This window comes from Paenibacillus sp. SC116 (assembly GCF_024733555.1).
In the GTDB taxonomy this organism is placed as follows: Bacteria; Bacillota; Bacilli; order Paenibacillales; family Paenibacillaceae; genus Paenibacillus_B.
Genome location: NZ_JANIOF010000001.1, coordinates 2340357 through 2358788, shown reverse-complemented (window position 1 = coordinate 2358788; position 18432 = coordinate 2340357). Strand labels below are relative to the sequence as shown.

Sequence of the window (18432 nt, the reverse complement as noted above, 5' to 3'; positions counted from 1 at the left end):
CAGCCAAATAACATGCAAATAGTTGATCGTTCGGAAATGAGGCTGGATGCGGCTGATAGAAGGAAAACTATTATTTCAATTACAAATTTGACGAAAATGTACGATGAACATATTGCTGTGAATGAATTGTCGTTATCTATTGAAGAAGGGGAAATATACGGACTGCTCGGTCCGAATGGAGCGGGTAAATCCACGACGATTTTGATGATGCTTGGTCTTACTGAACCAACTTCGGGAACGGTTCGTGTGTGTGGACTAGATTCGGTGCGACAGCCGATTGCGGTAAAGAAAAGAGTTGGATATTTGCCAGATGATATCGGGTTCTATGAAGATATGACTGGCTACGATAACTTGATGTACACCGCAAGGTTGAATCGCATTCCAGAACTGGAAGCACGACAGCGAGTAGAAGCGATGCTGCAGCGTGTCGGCTTGTCTGAGGCGGCCAAGAAGAAGGCAAGTACGTATTCGCGCGGTATGAGGCAGCGTCTTGGTCTGGCGGAAGTGCTGCTAAAGAAGCCAGAAGTTATTATTTTGGATGAGCCTACCCTTGGACTTGATCCAGAAGGTGTGCGCGAGCTCTTGCAGTTAATCAAGGCTTTGAGTCGTGATGAAGGTATCACGGTGCTGCTATCCTCACATCATTTGCATCAAGTGCAGCAAATCTGCGATCGTGTTGGTATTTTCGTGAAAGGCGAGCTGCTTGTTGAAGGGGATGTGCCGTCTTTGGCCAAAGGATTATACCTTGAGGAAGCTCTTACGTTAGAGGTTGGCGTAAAACCGATCAATCAAGAACTTATAGCGAAATTGAGAGGCCTGCCCGACGTTGTCAGGGTGGATGAGCAGGATGGACTGCTTCAGATCGGATGCAAAGAGGATATCTCTTCTGAATTATCCCGCATTTTGATCGAGTCAGGTTGTTCTTTGTTCCATTTGCAAATGAAGCAGTATGGCTTGGATGAGATTTATCATCGTTATTTTGAAGGGGGAGAGCCGAATGCAGGAGAAAATAAGCGGAATACTCCGTAGAACCGCACAAGTATTCTCTGGCGGTGGGCGAGGTGCTGTGTCCTCTATGTCTAGTGCAGCTGCCGCATCTGCTGCGTCGAAGACTGCGCCCCATCCTTTCTGGATTATCGTTCGCAAGGAAATGTCTGATATTATGCTGAGCTGGCGATATGTCATTTTGCTTGGATTAATGCTGCTTACGTGTGGTGCATCTCTTTATACGGCCATTACGAGCATAAAGACCGCTGTTCCAACTGGGGAAGCGGTGGATACATTTCTGTTCCTTCGATTATTTACGGTATCAGACGGAACGATTCCGTCCTTTATAACTTTTGTTAGTTTTTTAGGGCCGCTAATTGGGATTGCGCTTGGCTTCGATGCGGTTAACTCAGAGCGGAACAAAGGAACGTTATCACGTATGATGGCGCAGCCGATCCATCGTGATTATGTCATTAACGCTAAGTTTGTAGCCGGGATTAGTGTTATTGGCATCCTGTTCTTTTCGCTCGGTTTGCTTATTATGGGGTTAGGATTATTGACCCTAGGCATTCCGCCAACCTTTGAGGAATTTTTACGTATGATATTTTTCTTGATGCTAAGCGTTGTCTATATCGCATTCTGGTTGAATCTATCGATTGTGTTTTCGGTACGATTCCGTCAACCAGCTACGTCGGCATTGTCGTGTATTGCGCTTTGGATCTTCTTCAGCGTGTTCTACACGATGATTATCGAAATGATTGCGAAAGGGATTGCTCCCGTCAATCCGACTCATATGGATCAATTGGTAAGTTATCAGAATACGGTTCAGTTTTTAATGCGCCTATCACCAGGTCACTTGTTCAATGAAGCAACGATGACCTTGCTTATGCCAGAAGTGCGCACGCTTAGCTTGTTTGTGCCGCCAGAGCAGACATATGGCGCGCTGCCTAGCCCGCTATCGGTCGGGCAAAGCCTGCTGCTCGTATGGCCGCAGCTAACGGGCTTGATTGCTGCTGTGTTGGTTTGCTTTATGGCAGCGTATATGATGTTCATGCGTCAGGAGATTCGTTCGCGTTAATTGTAATTGCGTATTGTACTCGCACGATGTGTGTAGCGTATTGGCTTATCAAGCATAAGGCATGTACAAAGTGTGCATAAAGTCATATATAAGTCATGCTTAGGACATGCATATGTCATGCATATGTTATACGTGGTGCATGCGTAAGGCATGATAAGCTATAACGGTCGTTGCGACCTATCGCGTATCGTTTTTCACATAAATCAGGAAACAAAAGCATATCGCTTCATGCAAATTAGGCAGCGAAAGTATATCGGTTCACGCTAATCAGGTAACGAAAGGATATCAGTTCACGCCACAAAGTGAATGCTATCGGTTTAAGCGTATTCGTTAACGAATCTCGGTAGGCATGAAATGATGTAATCATTTAAAAGTAAACACGAAGGCACTGTCTTTGAGCTTAACCTCTATTGGTTGCTCTTGATAGTGCCTTATTCTCGTTTATGCAGTGAGAACCAACTTGAAGAGTGTATAACTGCTCCACTTCACTTTGCTTCTGCACTAGTGGAAAGCCCCTCATTTTAGAATAGGACAATTATGCAGGTATTTATTCTGAAAGTGTTCTTATTTGGGGTATTATCGTCAAAAATACATTTATTTCAGCCTCTTTTTCGATTTTAAGTGCATAATGAGAAATTTAACTGCACATTTGTCCTTATCTACCGCAAAATGGTGTTTTCTTCATAAAATAACTGCACTTTTGTCCATATGATCTTATTTACGTGATCTCACACAATCCATACGTTATCAAATACAGACAACAAATGGAAGATGTCACGAATACGGTAATGCACCTTGCTACCCATCTACTTTGAATCAGGTGTTAATGCCATGGAAAAGTAAAATTAGTAGGTAACCATGGAAGAAGTAGGTTCTCGTGGATGAAATAAGTAAGTAAGTAAGTAAGTGGGCAGGCAGGCAGCCCTGACTTCTCAAAGGTCATGAGATGCTATTTACTTCTCTGCTCTGTTATACGCACATATATGCAACTTGAAAATACAAGCCCAATATGGGATCCGTATTCATGATATCGACCCCAAAAGTATTACGCATTAGTATCGCGTATTGGCTTGTCATGCATGTCTGCATATTTGGCCAAGTTCCCTCATAGACATGTTAGCAGATGGAAGCCGTTACGAGGCAAAGTCATATTCAATGTCAGAGGGGATGATCTCATGCGTCGGATCTCATGGGTATTGGCCATAGTGTTGAGCTGTGCGCTATTTTTGGCTGGTTGTGGCCAGAAGGATGCAACATCAGTGGTCAAGGACTTGGATCAAAAGATGAGCAAGTTGGAAAGCTATGCAGGTATCGGAACGATGACGTTGTACTCGGGCCAGCAGCCCTTGGAGTATCAAGTGGAAGTTTGGTACCAGAACCCATCGTACTATCGTATTGAGTTGAAAAATGCTAAGAAAGACGTCACACAGATTGTACTACGTAATGATGAAGGAGTATTTGTGTTGACACCAAGCTTGAAGAAGAGCTTCCGCTTCCAAAGCGACTGGCCGGATAATCAAGGTCAAGTTTACTTGTATCAGACGCTTATTCATAGCATTTTGGCAGATAAGGCGCCGCAGTTTACGACGGAAGGCGATAGCTTCGTTTTTGAAGTTGCGGCTAATTATCAGACCGATTCACTCGTAAGACAGAAGATTTGGCTAGACCAGCAGAGCTATGCGCCGAAACAAGTTCAAGTAACGGATGCAGAGTCTCGTGTTGTTGTGGAGATGAAGTTCAAGCAGTTTGATTTCAGCAAAAAGTTTGAGAAAGACGCATTCGATATGCAGCGCAATATGACGGCGAGTGCCAACATTGATCCGCAGCCGCAAGCTGAGACGGATGAGCAATCTGATGCCGCATCTGCAACAAAGGATTCATCATCTGCGCCTGCATCAGCTGGAGTCTCAGCAGAAACACCTGCTGTAGACGGAGAAGCTAAGACATCAACAAATGCTGTAGACGGATCTACATCTACGGAGACACCAGCCAATACGGATGCAAACGGTAATACGGTCGAAACACCAGCAAATAAGGCTACAAATGGTGCTGCTGATCCGCAAACGAATGCTGCTACAAACGAATCTAAAGATACGCCAGCGAATACAGCTACAGATGGTGCAGCAACAACGCCTGCACCAACAAGTACAGAAGCAGTTGACCATAAGGCTCATGATGCGAAAGCCCCTAAAACAACTCCAACGGGTAATACAGCAGGCAATGAGCAAGCTCCTGCAACAGGTGAGCAGCCTAATACGGATGATAGCGGCGGTCAAGATCAAGGAGGTCCGTTAGGTCCATTTGGCTTTATTGAGCCGACTTATGCGCCAACAGGTGTTGAACTAGGGGAACGAGTTGAATTGCCAGATAGCAAGTCTCATGCGGTTATGCTGCGTTATGAAGGAACGTACACGTATTCCATTATGGAAGAGCGCCCTGAAGATGTTGAGGTTGGCATTGGTTATTCGGAGGGTGTGAATCTAGGATTTACAGTCGCTCATCTAGTTGGTGACGAGCAGAAGTCAATGACGTGGCTGTATGATGGCATTAAGTATCGCATTACTTCTGGAGATTTGCCGCTTACTGAGATGATTAAGATTGCCCAGTCGATGGTTGATCAACCTGGGAAATAGGTTCGAATCTCGACATTTTATGAAAAATAGGATCATTTTTCCGCACTATACTGCCGCTACACTGCGTTGACAGGCCACCGGACACCATTTAACATAAGTTTGTTGACGATTGAGCGGCAATATGGAACGGAGAAGGTGAAACAAATGGAATCGTACTATCGTCCTACACGAATCGAGTTATCTTTAGATGCGCTCGAACATAATATACAAGCTTCTCGCAGCATCATTCCGAAAGAGACGAAGCTTGGCCTATGTGTCAAAGCAAATGCCTACGGGCATGGTGCTGTCGAAATTGCTAGAGCAGCAGAGCAGATCGGTGTAGATTATTTTAACGTTGCATTCATAGATGAAGCGATCCAATTGAGACAGGCGGGTATTATGACGCCGATACTCGTGTTGGGCTATACGCCGCCGGAAGCTATTCCGACGGCGTTCTGCCATCATATTAGCATTAACGTATATTCCGAGCATGTACTGGAAGCGCTGGAGCAGCAGGCTCCTACCTTGTCAGCGGACAATAATGGTCATCGTTTGCGCGTCCATGTGAAGATTGATTCCGGAATGGGTAGACTTGGCTTGCGTTCGTCTGATGAAGCGGTTGCATTTATGAGCCGCTTATCCGGCATTGAGGGAGTGGAAGTAGAAGGGTTATTTACTCACTTTGCTTCTGCGGATGAGACAGATAAATCTTACACTAATATGCAGGTAGAGCGATTCCAGACTGTGGTGGAGGCTTTGAAGCGGCATCAGTTGTGTCCGCCAGTTATTCACCTGAGCAATAGTGCGGGAACAATTGAACTGCCAGAGTGTGCAGTGAATATGGTTCGTGTGGGTATTAGCATGTACGGGCTATATCCCTCTGAAGAGGTCAATAAGACAGCTGTGTCATTGCAGCCTGTCATGTCTTGGAAGTCACAAGTTGTCCACGTGAAGCAGCTTCCTGCTGGAGAAGGGGTCAGCTACGGCACTAAATATTTCACAACAGAGGATGAGTGGATTGCTACGATTCCTGTGGGTTATGCAGATGGATATTCGCGTTTGCTTAGTGGCAAAGCTGAGATGTTGATTCGTGGCAAACGAGTTCCTGTTATCGGGCGAATTTGCATGGATCAGTGCATGGTATCACTGGCTCCACTTGGAGATGAAGCGGCTGAAATACGTGTAGGTGAAGAAGTTGTACTGATAGGGACGCAGCATGATGCCTGCATTTCAACCGAAGAAGTTGCGGAGAAGTTAGGTACAATTAATTATGAAATTATTTGTATGCTTGCGCACCGTATTCCGCGCATATATGTGAAGAAGTATGGAACGAGCAAGGTATATAATCCTTTATTGTGACAAAAACAATAATTTTCCTACATTCTCTCCAATTGGATGAAGGAAAATGAGGAAACTTGCTCGAATAATGGTATAATCGAAACGATATAGTTTTGCGGAACTTGATGATTACTGTAAAGAATAAATGAAGCTGTATATACCGTGTATGACTTTTCACATATCCGATCTATATGCGGCATATATATGCTCTTGTATAATTTTTCTATAGGTACGACATAATGGTGATAAGGCAGGAAAGGTTTTGGGGGTGCGAGAACAGGTGCGAAACATACACAACACCAAACGAATAATGATCAGCTTGCCCGACCAACTGTTACAAGAAGTGGACGGCATCGTGGCAATGGAGAACTCCAATCGCAGTGAATTCATTCGCCAAGCTATGAAATTGTACTTGAACGAACGGAAGAAACGTCATATTCGTGAGTCTATGCAGCGTGGTTATATGGAAATGGCGAAGATAAACTTAACGATGGCATCCGAAGCGTTCTATGCGGAAGCAGATGCGGATGGCACGCTGGGCCGTTTAGTTAGCGGGGTGTAGCCAGTGATTGTGAAGCGCGGGGATGTGTTTTTTGCTGATTTATCACCCGTGGTTGGTTCGGAGCAGGGCGGTGTTCGTCCGGTTCTCGTTATTCAGAATGATATTGGCAACCGCTTCAGCCCAACCGTCATTGTAGCGGCTATAACAGCGCAGATTCAAAAGGCAAAGCTTCCAACTCATGTGGAGATCGATGCGGAGACGCATGGCTTTGATCGTGATTCTGTTATTTTGTTGGAGCAGATTCGTACGATCGACAAGCAGCGTCTGACGGATAAGATTACCCATTTGGATGATGAGACGATGCGCAAAGTTGACGATGCCCTCCAGATTAGCATTGGTTTGATTGATTTTTAATTAGGAATAGCCTCTGCCTGTTTTATTCAGACAGGTGGAGGTTCGTTCGCTTTTCCTTCTTGTCGATATGAGGATAACGATAAGGCTGCTGATTGCATAATCAGTGGTCTTTTTTGTTTCCTTCAGGCAAAGCTGGAAATGCTATCGGATTTCTGAGACAATAATGATGGTGAGGTTACTAGCCATTTAGATAGAAAGGAAGGCTAAGATGACGGTATCTGAACAAACGATGGAGTTAGCTGAACTGGAAGCGATTGTAGAGCAGCTCAAAGCAAATGAACGTGAGCGTCTCTTAAAGCAGCTTACTACTGAACTGTCTCTTGGGACAGGACAAGTACAACGTACGATCGAGCTATTAGACGAGGGGAATACGATTCCGTTCATTGCCCGCTACCGTAAAGAAATGACGGGAGAGCTAGACGAGAATCAGCTTCGTAGTTTGGAAGAGCGCTTAAGCTACATTCGTGGGCTCGAAGAACGCAAGCGCGAAGTCATGCGACTTATTGCAGAGCAGAACAAGCTGACAACTTCGCTCCAACAAGCCATTATGAAAGCGGTTAAGCTGCAGGAAGTAGAGGATTTGTATCGTCCATACAGACAGAAGCGAAAAACTCGCGCAAGTGTAGCGAAAGAACGAGGCTTGCAGCCGTTAGCAGATTGGGTGCTATCGGAGCCGAAGTCAGGAGATCCTTTACAGGAAGCTGCTGCATACATTCAGCCTGATCTAGGTGTAGAGACGAGCGAGCAAGCGATACAAGGTGCGCTCGACATTATCGCTGAGTTAATCGGAGATGACCCTGTAGTTCGTAAATGGGTAAGACAGTATACATACGAACAAGGATTACTGCGGACTGAAGCTAAAGATACAGAACAGGAATCGGTGTACGAGATGTATTATGCGTACAGTGAGCCAGTTAAGCGTCTGCCTTCCCATCGAATATTGGCAATTAACCGCGGTGAGCGTGAAGAAGTGTTGAAGGTGTCACTGGATATACAAAACGACATGATTTTAGCATACATACAGAAAAAGTGGATTCGTGGTACTTCGGTTGTTCGCCATTTGCTGGAAGTAACGGTTGAGGATGCGTACAAGCGACTGATTGCTTCTTCGATTGAACGAGATGTGCGCAATGAATTGACAGAGAAGGCGGAGGAACAGGCGATTGATGTATTCGCCAAGAACCTGCGCAGCCTGCTGCTGCAACCGCCAGTCAAAGGCAAGACGGTATTGGCCGTTGACCCCGCCTTCCGTACTGGCTGTAAGCTGGCTGTCGTCGATGACACGGGCAAAATGCTGGAGGTGGCGGTGACGTACCCGACAGCGCCGCATAACAAGGTTAAGGACGCAGAGCGCATTTTCAGTGAATTGGCACGGAAATATGATGCTGATATTGTCGTAATCGGGAATGGTACAGCATCTAGGGAGACGGAGCAATTCGTTGCGGACTGGCTCGGACACTATGCTAATGAATCCGGTAAGCGACTGCAGTATCTTATCGTAAATGAAGCGGGAGCGAGTGTTTATTCTGCATCTAAACTTGCACAGGAAGAGTTCCCTAGCCTTGATGTGGCAGAACGCAGTGCAGTGTCGATCGGTCGACGGGTACAAGACCCGCTTGCAGAGCTCGTTAAAATCGATCCGAAGGCAATTGGCGTCGGGCAATATCAACATGACGTAGCTGCAAAACGTCTAGAAGAAAATCTCGGGGCAGTCGTTGAGTCTGCGGTTAACCACGTAGGTGTAGATGTGAACACAGCTTCGCCTTCACTGCTTTCGTATGTAGCTGGCATTAACGCAACATTGGCTAAAAATATCGTGAAGCATCGGGAAGAGAACGGCAAATTCACGAAGCGTCAGCAGCTGCAAAAGGTAGCTCGTCTTGGTCCGAAAGCATATGAGCAATGTATTGGCTTCCTACGCATTTCGGAAGGAGACTATGCGCTTGATCGTACGCCGATTCACCCTGAATCATACAAGGTAACAGAGCGCTTGCTTGCTTCGCTCGGCTTCAAAGTCGATGTGATCGGTTCAGAGGAGCTTGTGAAGAAGCTGCGCGATGCTTCTATTGAGCAATTGGCAGCCGAGCTGGAAGTTGGTATACCGACGTTGAAGGATATCGTAGACAGCTTGCTGCGCCCAGGGCGCGATCCGCGTGAGGAGCTTCCTCCTCCAATATTCCGTACTGATGTACTCCAAATTGAAGATTTAGTATCTGGCATGGAGCTGCAAGGAACGGTTCGGAACGTTATTGATTTTGGAGCATTCGTCGATATTGGGATCAAAAATGATGGGCTCGTCCACATATCCCAAATCAGTGATCGCTTTGTGAAGCATCCGCTTGATGTTGTTTCTGTTGGAGATAATGTGACGGTATGGGTGATGCAGGTAGACGTGAAAAAAGGCCGCGTTGGATTAACAATGAAGCAGCCTAAGCAATAGAAGATGGATGCTGGAAAGTGAAATGATAAGGTCAAGCGTGTCATGTTGTGCCGAGCCTAACCATTATCATTAACATGTATTTGCAGCGCTTATAGAAGCCGGACATGCCTCGTCGAGGAAAATTGTCCGGCTTTATTCCGAAAGGGGACGGCGGAAGCCTAGCGTTTGTTGAATGATTTGCTGAGATGATTACTGAGTTGTCTTCGACTGGAATGAACGAACCGAAGGCTTCGAACGATAAAAAAACCAACAATCATTGAGCAGCTTGATCTGCCTGCGATCCTTTTTCTGATAGGCTTTCATAAGCTGATTGCTTAACCATTGCGGCACGGGCTATTCCCTCCTTCTAAGGATGACGATACGATGTTGTACCGTTATCATATGGGCATTTGTCATAGAAGGTGCAGGTCCTGTGAAGTACATAAGCTGTTCCAAATAAAAAAACTCCTGCGCGATTAAGCAGCGGGAGCTAGTAGCGCTTGATTTAGTTAGTGAATCAATCTGAAATAACAATCCCTTATGGGTGAGGCTGCGATACGTTTATGTTAGCTTAATCATTAAACAACTTCATCCTCATACCATTGTTCCATTTGAGCTTGCAGTGCGCGGATTTCTGTAAGCAGCGAGATCAGCGGGTATTCGGTTTCACGAATGGATGCAAATGCTTGTTCAAGCTCGTTCAAATAATGAAGCCCGCTTACAACCTGATCCTGCTCGCGAAGCAATTCAAGATGATCGCATTCTGCTACTGCAACAGGCAGTACAGGAATTTCTTGAGCCGTTAATTTTCCGATTTCTTTATTCAAACGGAGGTTTAACGCACTTAGTTGATAAGCATAGTCAGTCGGCATTTCTACGAACTCCAGCTTCGTATCTCGTTGCAAAATAAGATAGCGCATATTCGGCATATTCTGTCGCTCCTTCACGTTCAATTGCCATTATTCTCTTGACAGTGTAAAGGACTTCAAGTACAAATTCAAGTATGGAAAACTAGAGAACGTCTAAAGACAGTGGACGATCGATTAAGGATATAGAAGGTGGTGCTCTTTCCATGATACGGATAACGGAATCTATTTTGCAGCAGATGGTAGAGCAGATTTCCATCGAATCGTTCGGCAAGCCGTTTCGCCATCGAGCAACGTTCAACGCCCGATTGAAGACGACTGGCGGACGATATTTGCTGCGATCACATAATATCGAAATCAATCCGAAGCAGTGGGAAGTCCACGGGGAAGAAGAGGTAATCAGCATCATTAAGCATGAGCTGTGCCACTATCATCTTCACCTTGAGGGCAGAGGATACCAGCATCGGGATAAGGACTTTAAGGAACTGCTGCAAAAGGTTGGCGGATCAAGATTTTGCAAAGCGATTCCCAGCTTGCAGAAGAAGCGGCGAGAGCCCTATCGATACAGGCTGGTATGTAAAAAATGTAGCCTTACGTATTTGCGCAAGCGTCGTGTAGACGTTCGGAAGTATGTATGCGGCCGTTGTAGAGGGGCGCTCACCATGGAGCGTATTGTTGTTGAGACTGGAACAAATCCAAGTTCAAAATAGGAGGGGATAGATATGGCGAAACTAGCAGGCAAAACGATTGTACTTACTGGACCGCGTAAGGCGGAAGAGATGGCAACGATAGTAATGAAACAAGGGGGAACACCGCTCATCCGACCGACGCAAGGTACGGTATATGCACAATTTGAGCATCTGGATCAAGAAGTGGACAAGCTCCTTCACACTCCCTTTACATGGGCTATATGGACAACAGGGATAGGCATTAATACGCTGATGGAAGCGGCTGAAGCATCTGGCAAGGCTGAAGCGTTGAAGGAGCGACTTAAGGAACTGCGGCACGCTGCGCGGGGCTACAAGACGATGAACGCTTTGAAGCGACTTGGAATTGTGCCGGAAGTTCGTGATGATGATGGATCAACGGCAGGGCTTATCAGAGCGCTGCAAGAATATGGAGCGGAGCATTTTAAGGGTGAAACGGTTTCGCTTCAGCTTCATGGCGATCCTGCTCCTGCATTAGTGGCCTTCTTTGAGGAAGCACAGGCTAGCTATTCAGAACTGATGCCATATCGCCATACTCCACCTGAGCCTGAAGTGATGAAGCAACTGCTGGATGAAATTATTCAGGGCCAAGTTGATGCTGTTGTTATGACGAGCGCACCTCAACCAAGATTTTTATTTGAATACGCACGTGAACAAGGATTGGAGAAAGAGTTGTTGCAGCAATTTGCATCGAGCACGTTAGCGGCTGCCGTGGGTAAGGTGACAGCTGGTGTACTGCGTGATGAAGGAGTTGAGCGCATTCTTGTTCCACAAGAGGAACGAATGGGTGCTTTAATTGTGAGATTGGCACAATGGTATGATGGGCAGCATGAAGAAAGTGTAGATTAGTTGGCGTTATTTTATCATCCATAACGATTTTAAATTTCCAGAGTATGGTCACATGACTGCACTCTGGAAATTTTTTATTTAGATAATACCGCCGACTGAATAATGAAGAAAACAAAGGGGAGGCTTGAAGTAGTCTCTATCCCCTATCTAGGAGCCGGGTGATAAGTCCATAAAGTAGTCAAGGACTTCCTGAAGAAACGTCAAAGATTAGGAAGGACAATTTGACAGCAGTGTGGACATGAAATCACCGGAATACTAATAAACAATGACAATCTGGTAGACGACCGTTTGTATGATGCTATTCAAACCACTCAATTACGCTTAAAGGCTCGAAACAGATCGTGTACTTACCAACCGTTGCGGAGAAACCGTACTTTTCCTGGAAATGATGAATGGTAGAGTCGAGAAATTCTTCCGTAACCCCAATGTAATTAGCGAGTTCATAGCGGTTGCGAATACCGCACTTATGGGCCTCAATAATCATATCTAACGAAATGAGTCTGTTATATCCCCAATTGCGTGCGCGTTTCTCCTGCTTTCGATTGCATAGCACACTTTGATTGGTTATATCCCCAGAAGTGGTATAGTAATGACCGAGTTCCTCTGCAAGAATACACGCTTTTTCAATGTTCGTAGAAATATGCTTGTTGATCCAGATCACTTTGTCAGAATAGAAGCCTTTATTTCTTGATGTCATCGGCATTTCATAGGTATCTACTTTTTGTTGTGCTGCCTCTCTAAGCAAGTGTTCATAGCTCATGGCGTCGCTCCTATTGTTTGCGCTTCGATTTTACAAATTGCTTAAATCTTTCAATCTCCTCAAGCTCTTCTTCCGTCCAATCTTCACCATCGTGATGAGCCGCTAATGTATAAGGCTCATGCGTTCTCTCGTTAATTAATGTAGATTTATCTTCAATAATCGTGTCCTCGTAAGACAGCTTCTTCTCGAAATATCCTGCTTTCTCCATGAGCTGTTCGTAGGTGGAAGTCTGCAAATATTTCGCCAACATTTTTAACGTGTCAGGCATTGGTTTCTGTATGCCTGCCTCGATTCTTGAAAGGGTAGTCTGTGAAATACCGGATGACTCTGACAACTGTTTTTGTGTTTTAAATCCAGAATCTTTACGAAGATGTTTTAATATATCGCCAAAATGATCGTGTTTCATTGACACTCTAATCACCTCATTCTGCTGTTACTGCACATAATTCTATTATATATAATTGATTGCGCGCGCGCAATTATATTTGTCGAAAAGTATTGCGCTAGCGAATATTTAATTGTATAGTCTTAATATTCGTCAACGCATATTTAATTATGCGCATACGAAACTAAATGTGAGAGCTAACGGGGGCATCTACTATGGGGACTGGTGAGGGATTGAAGCTTCATGCGCGCAAAACATCCAGAAAAGTAGAAGAAAGATTGGAATCGGCCAGATTGTATAACAAGTTTGGTTTTATCCGCCGTGAAGCTAGAGTTACAGCTGTGTACAGCGATGCGCCGCGCAGCAACACGAATGTGAAAAGTGATCAGACAGCGATGCTTGCGACTTATAATGTGGATCGTGAAGAGCAGTTGCAGCGTGAGTACGATCAAGTGATGAAGGCGGTAAGTCAACTAGCAGATATGCATCGTCGAATGATAGAAATGAGATATCTTGGCGATGATGGGGTGACAGACATTCATGTATACGTAGCTATGCACATGTCGGAGCGTTCTTATTATTATGCCAAGTCGAAAGCAATGAAGCAGCTTGCATACGCGCTAAGACTAGAAGTATTTCATGAAGAAGTGGCTTCTTAATGAAGTCTGCTTGTAGATAGAAATTGCAGAAACTTTGCAGATAGGTTGCAGAATTGTTGCAGGTGAGTTGGCAAAAAACGCTATAGGATAGTAGTGTGGACGTTTTATCGAGAGGCTAATTATCCTAATGAAGGAGGGGGGACTCGAGTATGGCATTGACGGCCAAACAACGACGATTTGCAGATGAGTACCTGATTGACCTCAATGCCACGCAGGCTGCAATCAGGGCGGGCTATAGCGCGAATTCGGCTGAACAACAAGCATGCAGATTAATGAAGCATGCAAAAGTGCGTGAGTACATAGACGACAGAATGGCCGAACATTCAAGGCGCGTTGGTGTGAATCAGGAGCGAATTATACGCGAGCTGGCTCGGATTGCCTTTGTGAATGCACCTAACATTATTAATTTAGAGGATGCGACGATGCAAGCTGACGTATCGCCAGATGACACGGCAGCAATCGCTAGTGTGAAGGTGAGGATGATTCCAACGCAGGATGGAAATGGGGTAGAGCGGGTTATCCGATTTGCCGACAAGATTAAAGCGTTGGAGCTGTTAGGGAAACGATTTGGTATGTGGGAGGACAAGCAAAAAATAGATGTCCAAGGTGTAGTTCATATCGTGGATGATGTCCCGATTCCACGTGAACCTTCGCATATTTTGCATGACCAAACTCATGGAATTCATGAAACTCAAGAAACACGCCATCACGCTATGCGTGACGTGTTGGGGAATCCATGATGACTCATGTCACGATGTCCAGTCTGATCGCTCCTCATTTTTACAGTGTACACCACGATATAAAAGAAGAACTTCATACACATTATTGGTTAAAAGGCGGGCGGGGATCAACGAAGTCATCCTTTGTGAGTATTGAGACGATTAAAGGGATGATGGAAGATCCATTAGCTAATGCGATGGCTATTCGTAAAGTGAAGCAAACGCTGCGCGAATCGGTGTTTGAGCAATATGTATGGGCGATAGAACGACTTCAAGTGTCCCATTTGTGGGATATACCTAAATCCAAGCTAGAGCTGACTTATTTACCGACGGGGCAAAAAATATGGTTTCGCGGGGCGGACAACGTTACGAAGTTGAAGTCTACCAAGTTGGCAAAAGGATATTTTAAATATGTCTGGTATGAAGAGGTAGACGAATTTGCAGGTATGGAAGAAATTCGCTCGATTAACCAATCCTTGCTGCGCGGGGGAACGAGGTTCGTTGTCTTTTACAGTTTTAATCCACCACAGACTTTGAGACATTGGCTAAATGCAGAACTAACCGAAACTCGTCAAGATCGACTCATTCATCACAGCACTTATTTATCTGTACCTGATCACTGGCTGGGGAAGCAATTTGTAATTGAGGCAGAGCACTTACAAGCAACGAGACCAGACCGCTACGAGCATGAATATATGGGAGCGGTAACGGGAAGTGGAGGAGAAGTGTTTAGAAACATTTCGTTTCGAACGGTTTCAGATGAAGAAATCAGTGCGTTTGATCGGGTGAAGCGTGGACTTGATTTTGGATATGCCAATGATCCTTCTCATTATACGGTTTGTCATTATGACAAGACGCGCAGACGGCTTTACATTTTCTATGAAGTTCATAAAACTCAAATGTCTAACAAACAGCTGGTCGAACATATACGAGAGGAAAACAAGCTTAATCAATCGGTGACGGCGGATTCGGCTGAGCCGCGTACGATCAATGAACTGAAAGGGCATGGACTTCGGGTAACGAGAGCTGTAAAAGGTCCTGATAGCGTAGCCTATGGGATTAAATTTTTACAAGATTTAGAGGAGATTGTAATCGATCCTATCCGATGCCCGAATACGAAACGAGAATTTTATCAATATGAGCTAAAGCCTGATGGCAACGGAGGGTACAAGGCAGGTTATTCGGATAAGGACAACCATAGCATTGATGCTGTGAGATACGCGTTAGAGGATGAGATGAATCGATCAAGTATTACCATTTTAAGGTGAGGTGAACATGATGTTGTTAGAGAATCGATTATATGAAATGGAGCAGATTATTGCAGACAACGCTCCGATGGCAATTGAGCAGATTGTAGAAGAAGAGATTAGAAGCTTTAAAACCTCGGAAAAATACAAAATTATGGTCGAGGCAGAGCAATATTATCGGAATCGGTCGGATGTACAGCGAAAGCACAATGACATCCGAAATCGATCGAATGTGCGTATGGAGCATCCGATTCTAAAAAAGCTAGTTGATCAGAAGGCGAATTATTTGTTGTCTAAGCCGTTTACGGTGGACAGTAAAAATAGACCATACAACGGAGCGTTAAATGAGATGTTTGACAATGAATTGCGCCGCAAAATGAAGTCATTAGGTAAAGGAGCTGTGAAGAGCGGAATCGCTTATTTAGCTCCTTTTTTTGATGGTGGAAAGCTTAAGTTTATGAGGCTGCCGTCAATGGAAGTAATCCCGCTCTGGTCAGATGCAGAACGGACGAAGATGAGTGCCTATATTCGTTTTTACGAGCAGACAGTATTTGATGGAGCACGGAAGAAGACTGTGCTGAGAGCGGAATATTGGGATGTTAATGGTGTGAAGCGATTCAAGAATAATGGCAATGGCGGCAGGCAACTCGTGGCTGATTATGACTCAGGAGTGTGTGAAGAGGCGCATTTTCAGATTGATGGGAAGCCTTACAACTTCGATACGGTTCCGATTGCTTGGGTGAAATACAACGAAGAGGAATTGCCGCTGCAGTACTTCATTAAAGACTTGATTAATGATTACAACTGGCAGTCCTCTGTAACGGCAGACGTGTTGCGAGATGTTGCGAAATTTATTTATATTATCAAAAATTATGGCGGTACAGACCTAAGCGAGTTTGTAAAGGATCTGAATCAGCATCTAGCGATCAAAGTGGACGGGGATGGAGGTGTAGATAAGCTGCAAGCGGATATTAACGTCGATGCAGTGATGAGATTTTTAGAAAAAAATCGACGTGACATATTCGACTTCGCAAGTGCAGTGGATACGAAAGACCCTAATCTCGGCAGTGCTAGCGGAACGGCTATTAACTTTAGATATATGGATTTGGATATAGACTGCGCAGCGTTAGCTGCTGAACTACAAGACACCTTCGTGCAGATGAAGGTGTTTTTTGATGTTTATTTTCAGGTTGCTGGCAAAGGTGACTTTAGCAAAGAGAAGTTTGAGGTCCTATTTAATGCGGATTTGCCGGTCAATGAGACGGATATTATTACAAACATTCGCAATTCGGAAGGCATCGTATCGAAGCGGACACGACTTGCGAACCATCCTTGGGTACGCGATGTGGATGAGGAAATGGAACAGCTTAAGCAGGAGCAGCAGGAAGCGGTTGAGCAGTTTGGTTCGGGTATGTTTGATGATGCAATGGGAGCCATGCAGAGCGGTGGTGCCGTAAATGATGAACGATGATGAGCAATTGGCGCAGGATGATGAAGATGTAGCCAGACGTGAAGCGAAACGGCTGGAGCGGGTGATACAGCTTGAAGCAGAGAGTGCTGCAATGGGCGAGAAATTAAAGGAAGAGTTGTATCAAATGTACGAGCGCACTGCTCGTGATCTTCGTCGTATGGTGAACGATTTTTATGGTCGTTATGTGAGCAGAAGTAAGAGTCAAGGAGCTGCTGGAACGATAGAAACGAAGCAGGTTCTGCTGTACGACCAAGCTGTAAAGCATCTTGAGGCTGCTGAGATAAAAGAGTGGAATGATAGCGTTGTATTACGGGAGGAACGCATAGACAAAGAGACGAATCGTGCTGTTCGTGAACGCCTTCAGGCAAAGCTGAAAGGGATCACATGCGGCACTAGCCCCCCGCGTTCGCGGTTTGACGTATTATCTGGGCACATGCGGATGGCACTTGACCAGCTTGATGTAGCGGGCGCTCAGCAGATGGAGAAGGCATTTGAATCGTTGCTATCGAACGTGTACGCTAAGAAAATATCCGATATGAAGCAGAATGATGAAGAGCAGTTCGTTGATAAGGAGATACGTCATGATGACCATCTCGATGCGGAGGAGATAGCGAAGGCACTATCGGATCCTTGGAACGGGACTACCTTCTCAGAGCGCTTGACATTTAATATGAGCAAGCTGCAATATCATTTGCGAGAGACGATGGTGCAAGGGCTTATCCAAGGAAAGAGTAGTTCGGCCGTTGTGAAAGATTTAGCAGCTCGTATGGGTACTTCATTTAAACAGGTGGAACGAATTATTAATTCGGAGTCTGCTCATTTTCATAGTGAAGCGACGCTCCTGGCTTATCGTGCAAGCGGTGTGAAACAGTATAAGTATGTGGCGAAGCTGGATAAGCGCACAAGTACTGAATGTCGTGAGCTGAATGGCCAACGATTTGACGTGTCCGATGCTATAATCGGGGTTAATTTCCCTCCACTTCATCCGGGCTGCCGTTCGATTACGGTTGAGTATGATGGAGGGGCGGGCCATGATAAAAAATCAATTGAAAAAACCTCAATAGAGACACTTACAAGAGATGAGGCTCGACAAACGGTACAAAATCTACTTAATAATGGAGAGATTAGCTTATCCGATTTAGAGTCAATCATTCCACAGGGAGTTTCAAGCACATTTGTTAAAACAACTTCCATTACAGATGGAGCTAAGTATGAATTTTTACTAGCTGATGGGCAAAAGGCGATAATTCGATGGCATTCGCCAGACCCTGTTGCTGCAAGTAAGTATCCTGGAGCTGCATCAGGAACACGATGGACTGCACAGATAAAAGTAGGTAACAAACAGTTAAAAACAGATGGAACATGGACTAAAAACCAGTCTTTAAATGAAGTTCACGTTCCAATAGAAGGGAAATGAAT

The 18432-nt window shown here is 45.0% G+C and carries 18 protein-coding genes; 14 read left to right on the top strand and 4 right to left on the bottom strand.

Going from position 1 to position 18432, the window contains the following annotated elements:
- The first annotated feature begins 36 nt into the window (after nucleotides 1–36).
- The 7 genes from NQ117_RS10275 to NQ117_RS10245 all read left to right on the top strand — a co-directional run bounded on the left by NQ117_RS10275 (nucleotide 37) and on the right by NQ117_RS10245 (nucleotide 9371).
- Nucleotides 37–1029, top strand: coding sequence for an ABC transporter ATP-binding protein (locus tag NQ117_RS10275; protein ID WP_258278225.1), 993 nt, complete (start codon nucleotides 37–39; stop codon nucleotides 1027–1029).
- Entirely contained in the window at nucleotides 998–2065 is a 1068-nt protein-coding gene (locus tag NQ117_RS10270) for an ABC transporter permease (RefSeq protein WP_375163037.1), read from the top strand. The genes NQ117_RS10275 and NQ117_RS10270 overlap by 32 nt, the downstream gene beginning before the upstream one ends.
- A 1175-nt stretch (nucleotides 2066–3240) precedes the next feature.
- Nucleotides 3241–4698, top strand: a complete 1458-nt coding sequence (locus tag NQ117_RS10265) for a hypothetical protein (protein ID WP_258277846.1) — start codon at nucleotides 3241–3243, stop codon at nucleotides 4696–4698.
- Between the two features lie 144 nt (nucleotides 4699–4842).
- Nucleotides 4843–6036: an alanine racemase gene (alr, locus tag NQ117_RS10260; RefSeq protein WP_258277845.1), complete on the top strand. Its 1194-nt coding sequence runs from the start codon at nucleotides 4843–4845 to the stop codon at nucleotides 6034–6036.
- Between the two features lie 259 nt (nucleotides 6037–6295).
- Nucleotides 6296–6577: a CopG family ribbon-helix-helix protein gene (locus NQ117_RS10255; RefSeq protein ID WP_028593241.1), complete on the top strand. Its 282-nt coding sequence runs from the start codon at nucleotides 6296–6298 to the stop codon at nucleotides 6575–6577.
- A 3-nt stretch (nucleotides 6578–6580) separates the two neighbouring features.
- The gene (locus NQ117_RS10250; RefSeq protein ID WP_028593240.1) at nucleotides 6581–6931 is read left to right on the top strand and encodes a type II toxin-antitoxin system PemK/MazF family toxin; all 351 of its coding nucleotides are present in this window, start codon (nucleotides 6581–6583) and stop codon (nucleotides 6929–6931) included.
- Between the two features lie 208 nt (nucleotides 6932–7139).
- On the top strand, nucleotides 7140–9371 hold the full coding sequence (locus NQ117_RS10245; RefSeq protein WP_258277844.1) for a Tex family protein: 2232 nt from the start codon (nucleotides 7140–7142) through the stop codon (nucleotides 9369–9371).
- A gap of 189 nt (nucleotides 9372–9560) precedes the next feature.
- Here the strand turns inward: NQ117_RS10245 and cmpA are convergent, their stop codons facing one another.
- Both cmpA and NQ117_RS10235 read right to left on the bottom strand, forming a co-directional pair.
- On the bottom strand, nucleotides 9561–9701 hold the full coding sequence (gene cmpA / locus NQ117_RS10240) for a cortex morphogenetic protein CmpA (RefSeq protein WP_258277843.1): 141 nt from the start codon (nucleotides 9699–9701) through the stop codon (nucleotides 9561–9563).
- 227 nt (nucleotides 9702–9928) lie between these two features.
- Nucleotides 9929–10279 (bottom strand): hydrolase/acyltransferase, encoded by a 351-nt coding sequence (locus tag NQ117_RS10235; protein ID WP_258277842.1) that lies wholly within the window; start codon nucleotides 10277–10279, stop codon nucleotides 9929–9931.
- A gap of 152 nt (nucleotides 10280–10431) precedes the next feature.
- Here NQ117_RS10235 and NQ117_RS10230 point away from each other — a divergent pair, with 152 nt between their 5' ends.
- Nucleotides 10432–10926, top strand: coding sequence for a SprT family protein (locus NQ117_RS10230; protein ID WP_375163059.1), 495 nt, complete (start codon nucleotides 10432–10434; stop codon nucleotides 10924–10926).
- A 12-nt stretch (nucleotides 10927–10938) separates the two neighbouring features.
- On the top strand, nucleotides 10939–11772 hold the full coding sequence (locus NQ117_RS10225) for a uroporphyrinogen-III synthase (protein WP_258277840.1): 834 nt from the start codon (nucleotides 10939–10941) through the stop codon (nucleotides 11770–11772).
- 298 nt (nucleotides 11773–12070) lie between these two features.
- Here the strand turns inward: NQ117_RS10225 and NQ117_RS10220 are convergent, their stop codons facing one another.
- Together NQ117_RS10220 and NQ117_RS10215 are read right to left on the bottom strand one after the other, a co-directional pair.
- The gene (locus tag NQ117_RS10220; RefSeq protein ID WP_258277839.1) at nucleotides 12071–12532 is read right to left on the bottom strand and encodes an ImmA/IrrE family metallo-endopeptidase; all 462 of its coding nucleotides are present in this window, start codon (nucleotides 12530–12532) and stop codon (nucleotides 12071–12073) included.
- A gap of 10 nt (nucleotides 12533–12542) precedes the next feature.
- A complete protein-coding gene (locus tag NQ117_RS10215; protein ID WP_258277838.1) occupies nucleotides 12543–12944 on the bottom strand; it encodes a helix-turn-helix domain-containing protein in 402 nt (133 codons plus the stop codon).
- A 188-nt stretch (nucleotides 12945–13132) separates the two neighbouring features.
- Between NQ117_RS10215 and NQ117_RS10210 the strand changes: the two genes are divergently transcribed.
- The 5 genes from NQ117_RS10210 (at nucleotide 13133) to NQ117_RS10190 (ending at nucleotide 18430) form a co-directional block, all read left to right on the top strand.
- Nucleotides 13133–13576 carry an ArpU family phage packaging/lysis transcriptional regulator gene (locus NQ117_RS10210; protein ID WP_258277837.1) on the top strand — a complete coding sequence of 148 codons (444 nt, stop codon included), beginning with the start codon at nucleotides 13133–13135 and terminating at the stop codon, nucleotides 13574–13576.
- 149 nt (nucleotides 13577–13725) lie between these two features.
- A complete protein-coding gene (locus NQ117_RS10205) occupies nucleotides 13726–14316 on the top strand; it encodes a terminase small subunit (protein WP_258277836.1) in 591 nt (196 codons plus the stop codon).
- A complete protein-coding gene (locus NQ117_RS10200) occupies nucleotides 14313–15563 on the top strand; it encodes a PBSX family phage terminase large subunit (RefSeq protein WP_258277835.1) in 1251 nt (416 codons plus the stop codon). The genes NQ117_RS10205 and NQ117_RS10200 overlap by 4 nt, the downstream gene beginning before the upstream one ends.
- 7 nt (nucleotides 15564–15570) lie before the next feature.
- Nucleotides 15571–17013 (top strand): phage portal protein, encoded by a 1443-nt coding sequence (locus NQ117_RS10195; protein ID WP_258277834.1) that lies wholly within the window; start codon nucleotides 15571–15573, stop codon nucleotides 17011–17013.
- The gene (locus NQ117_RS10190; protein WP_258277833.1) at nucleotides 17000–18430 is read left to right on the top strand and encodes a minor capsid protein; all 1431 of its coding nucleotides are present in this window, start codon (nucleotides 17000–17002) and stop codon (nucleotides 18428–18430) included. Before NQ117_RS10195 ends, NQ117_RS10190 begins: the two co-directional genes overlap by 14 nt.
- Nucleotides 18431–18432: the final 2 nt, after the last annotated feature.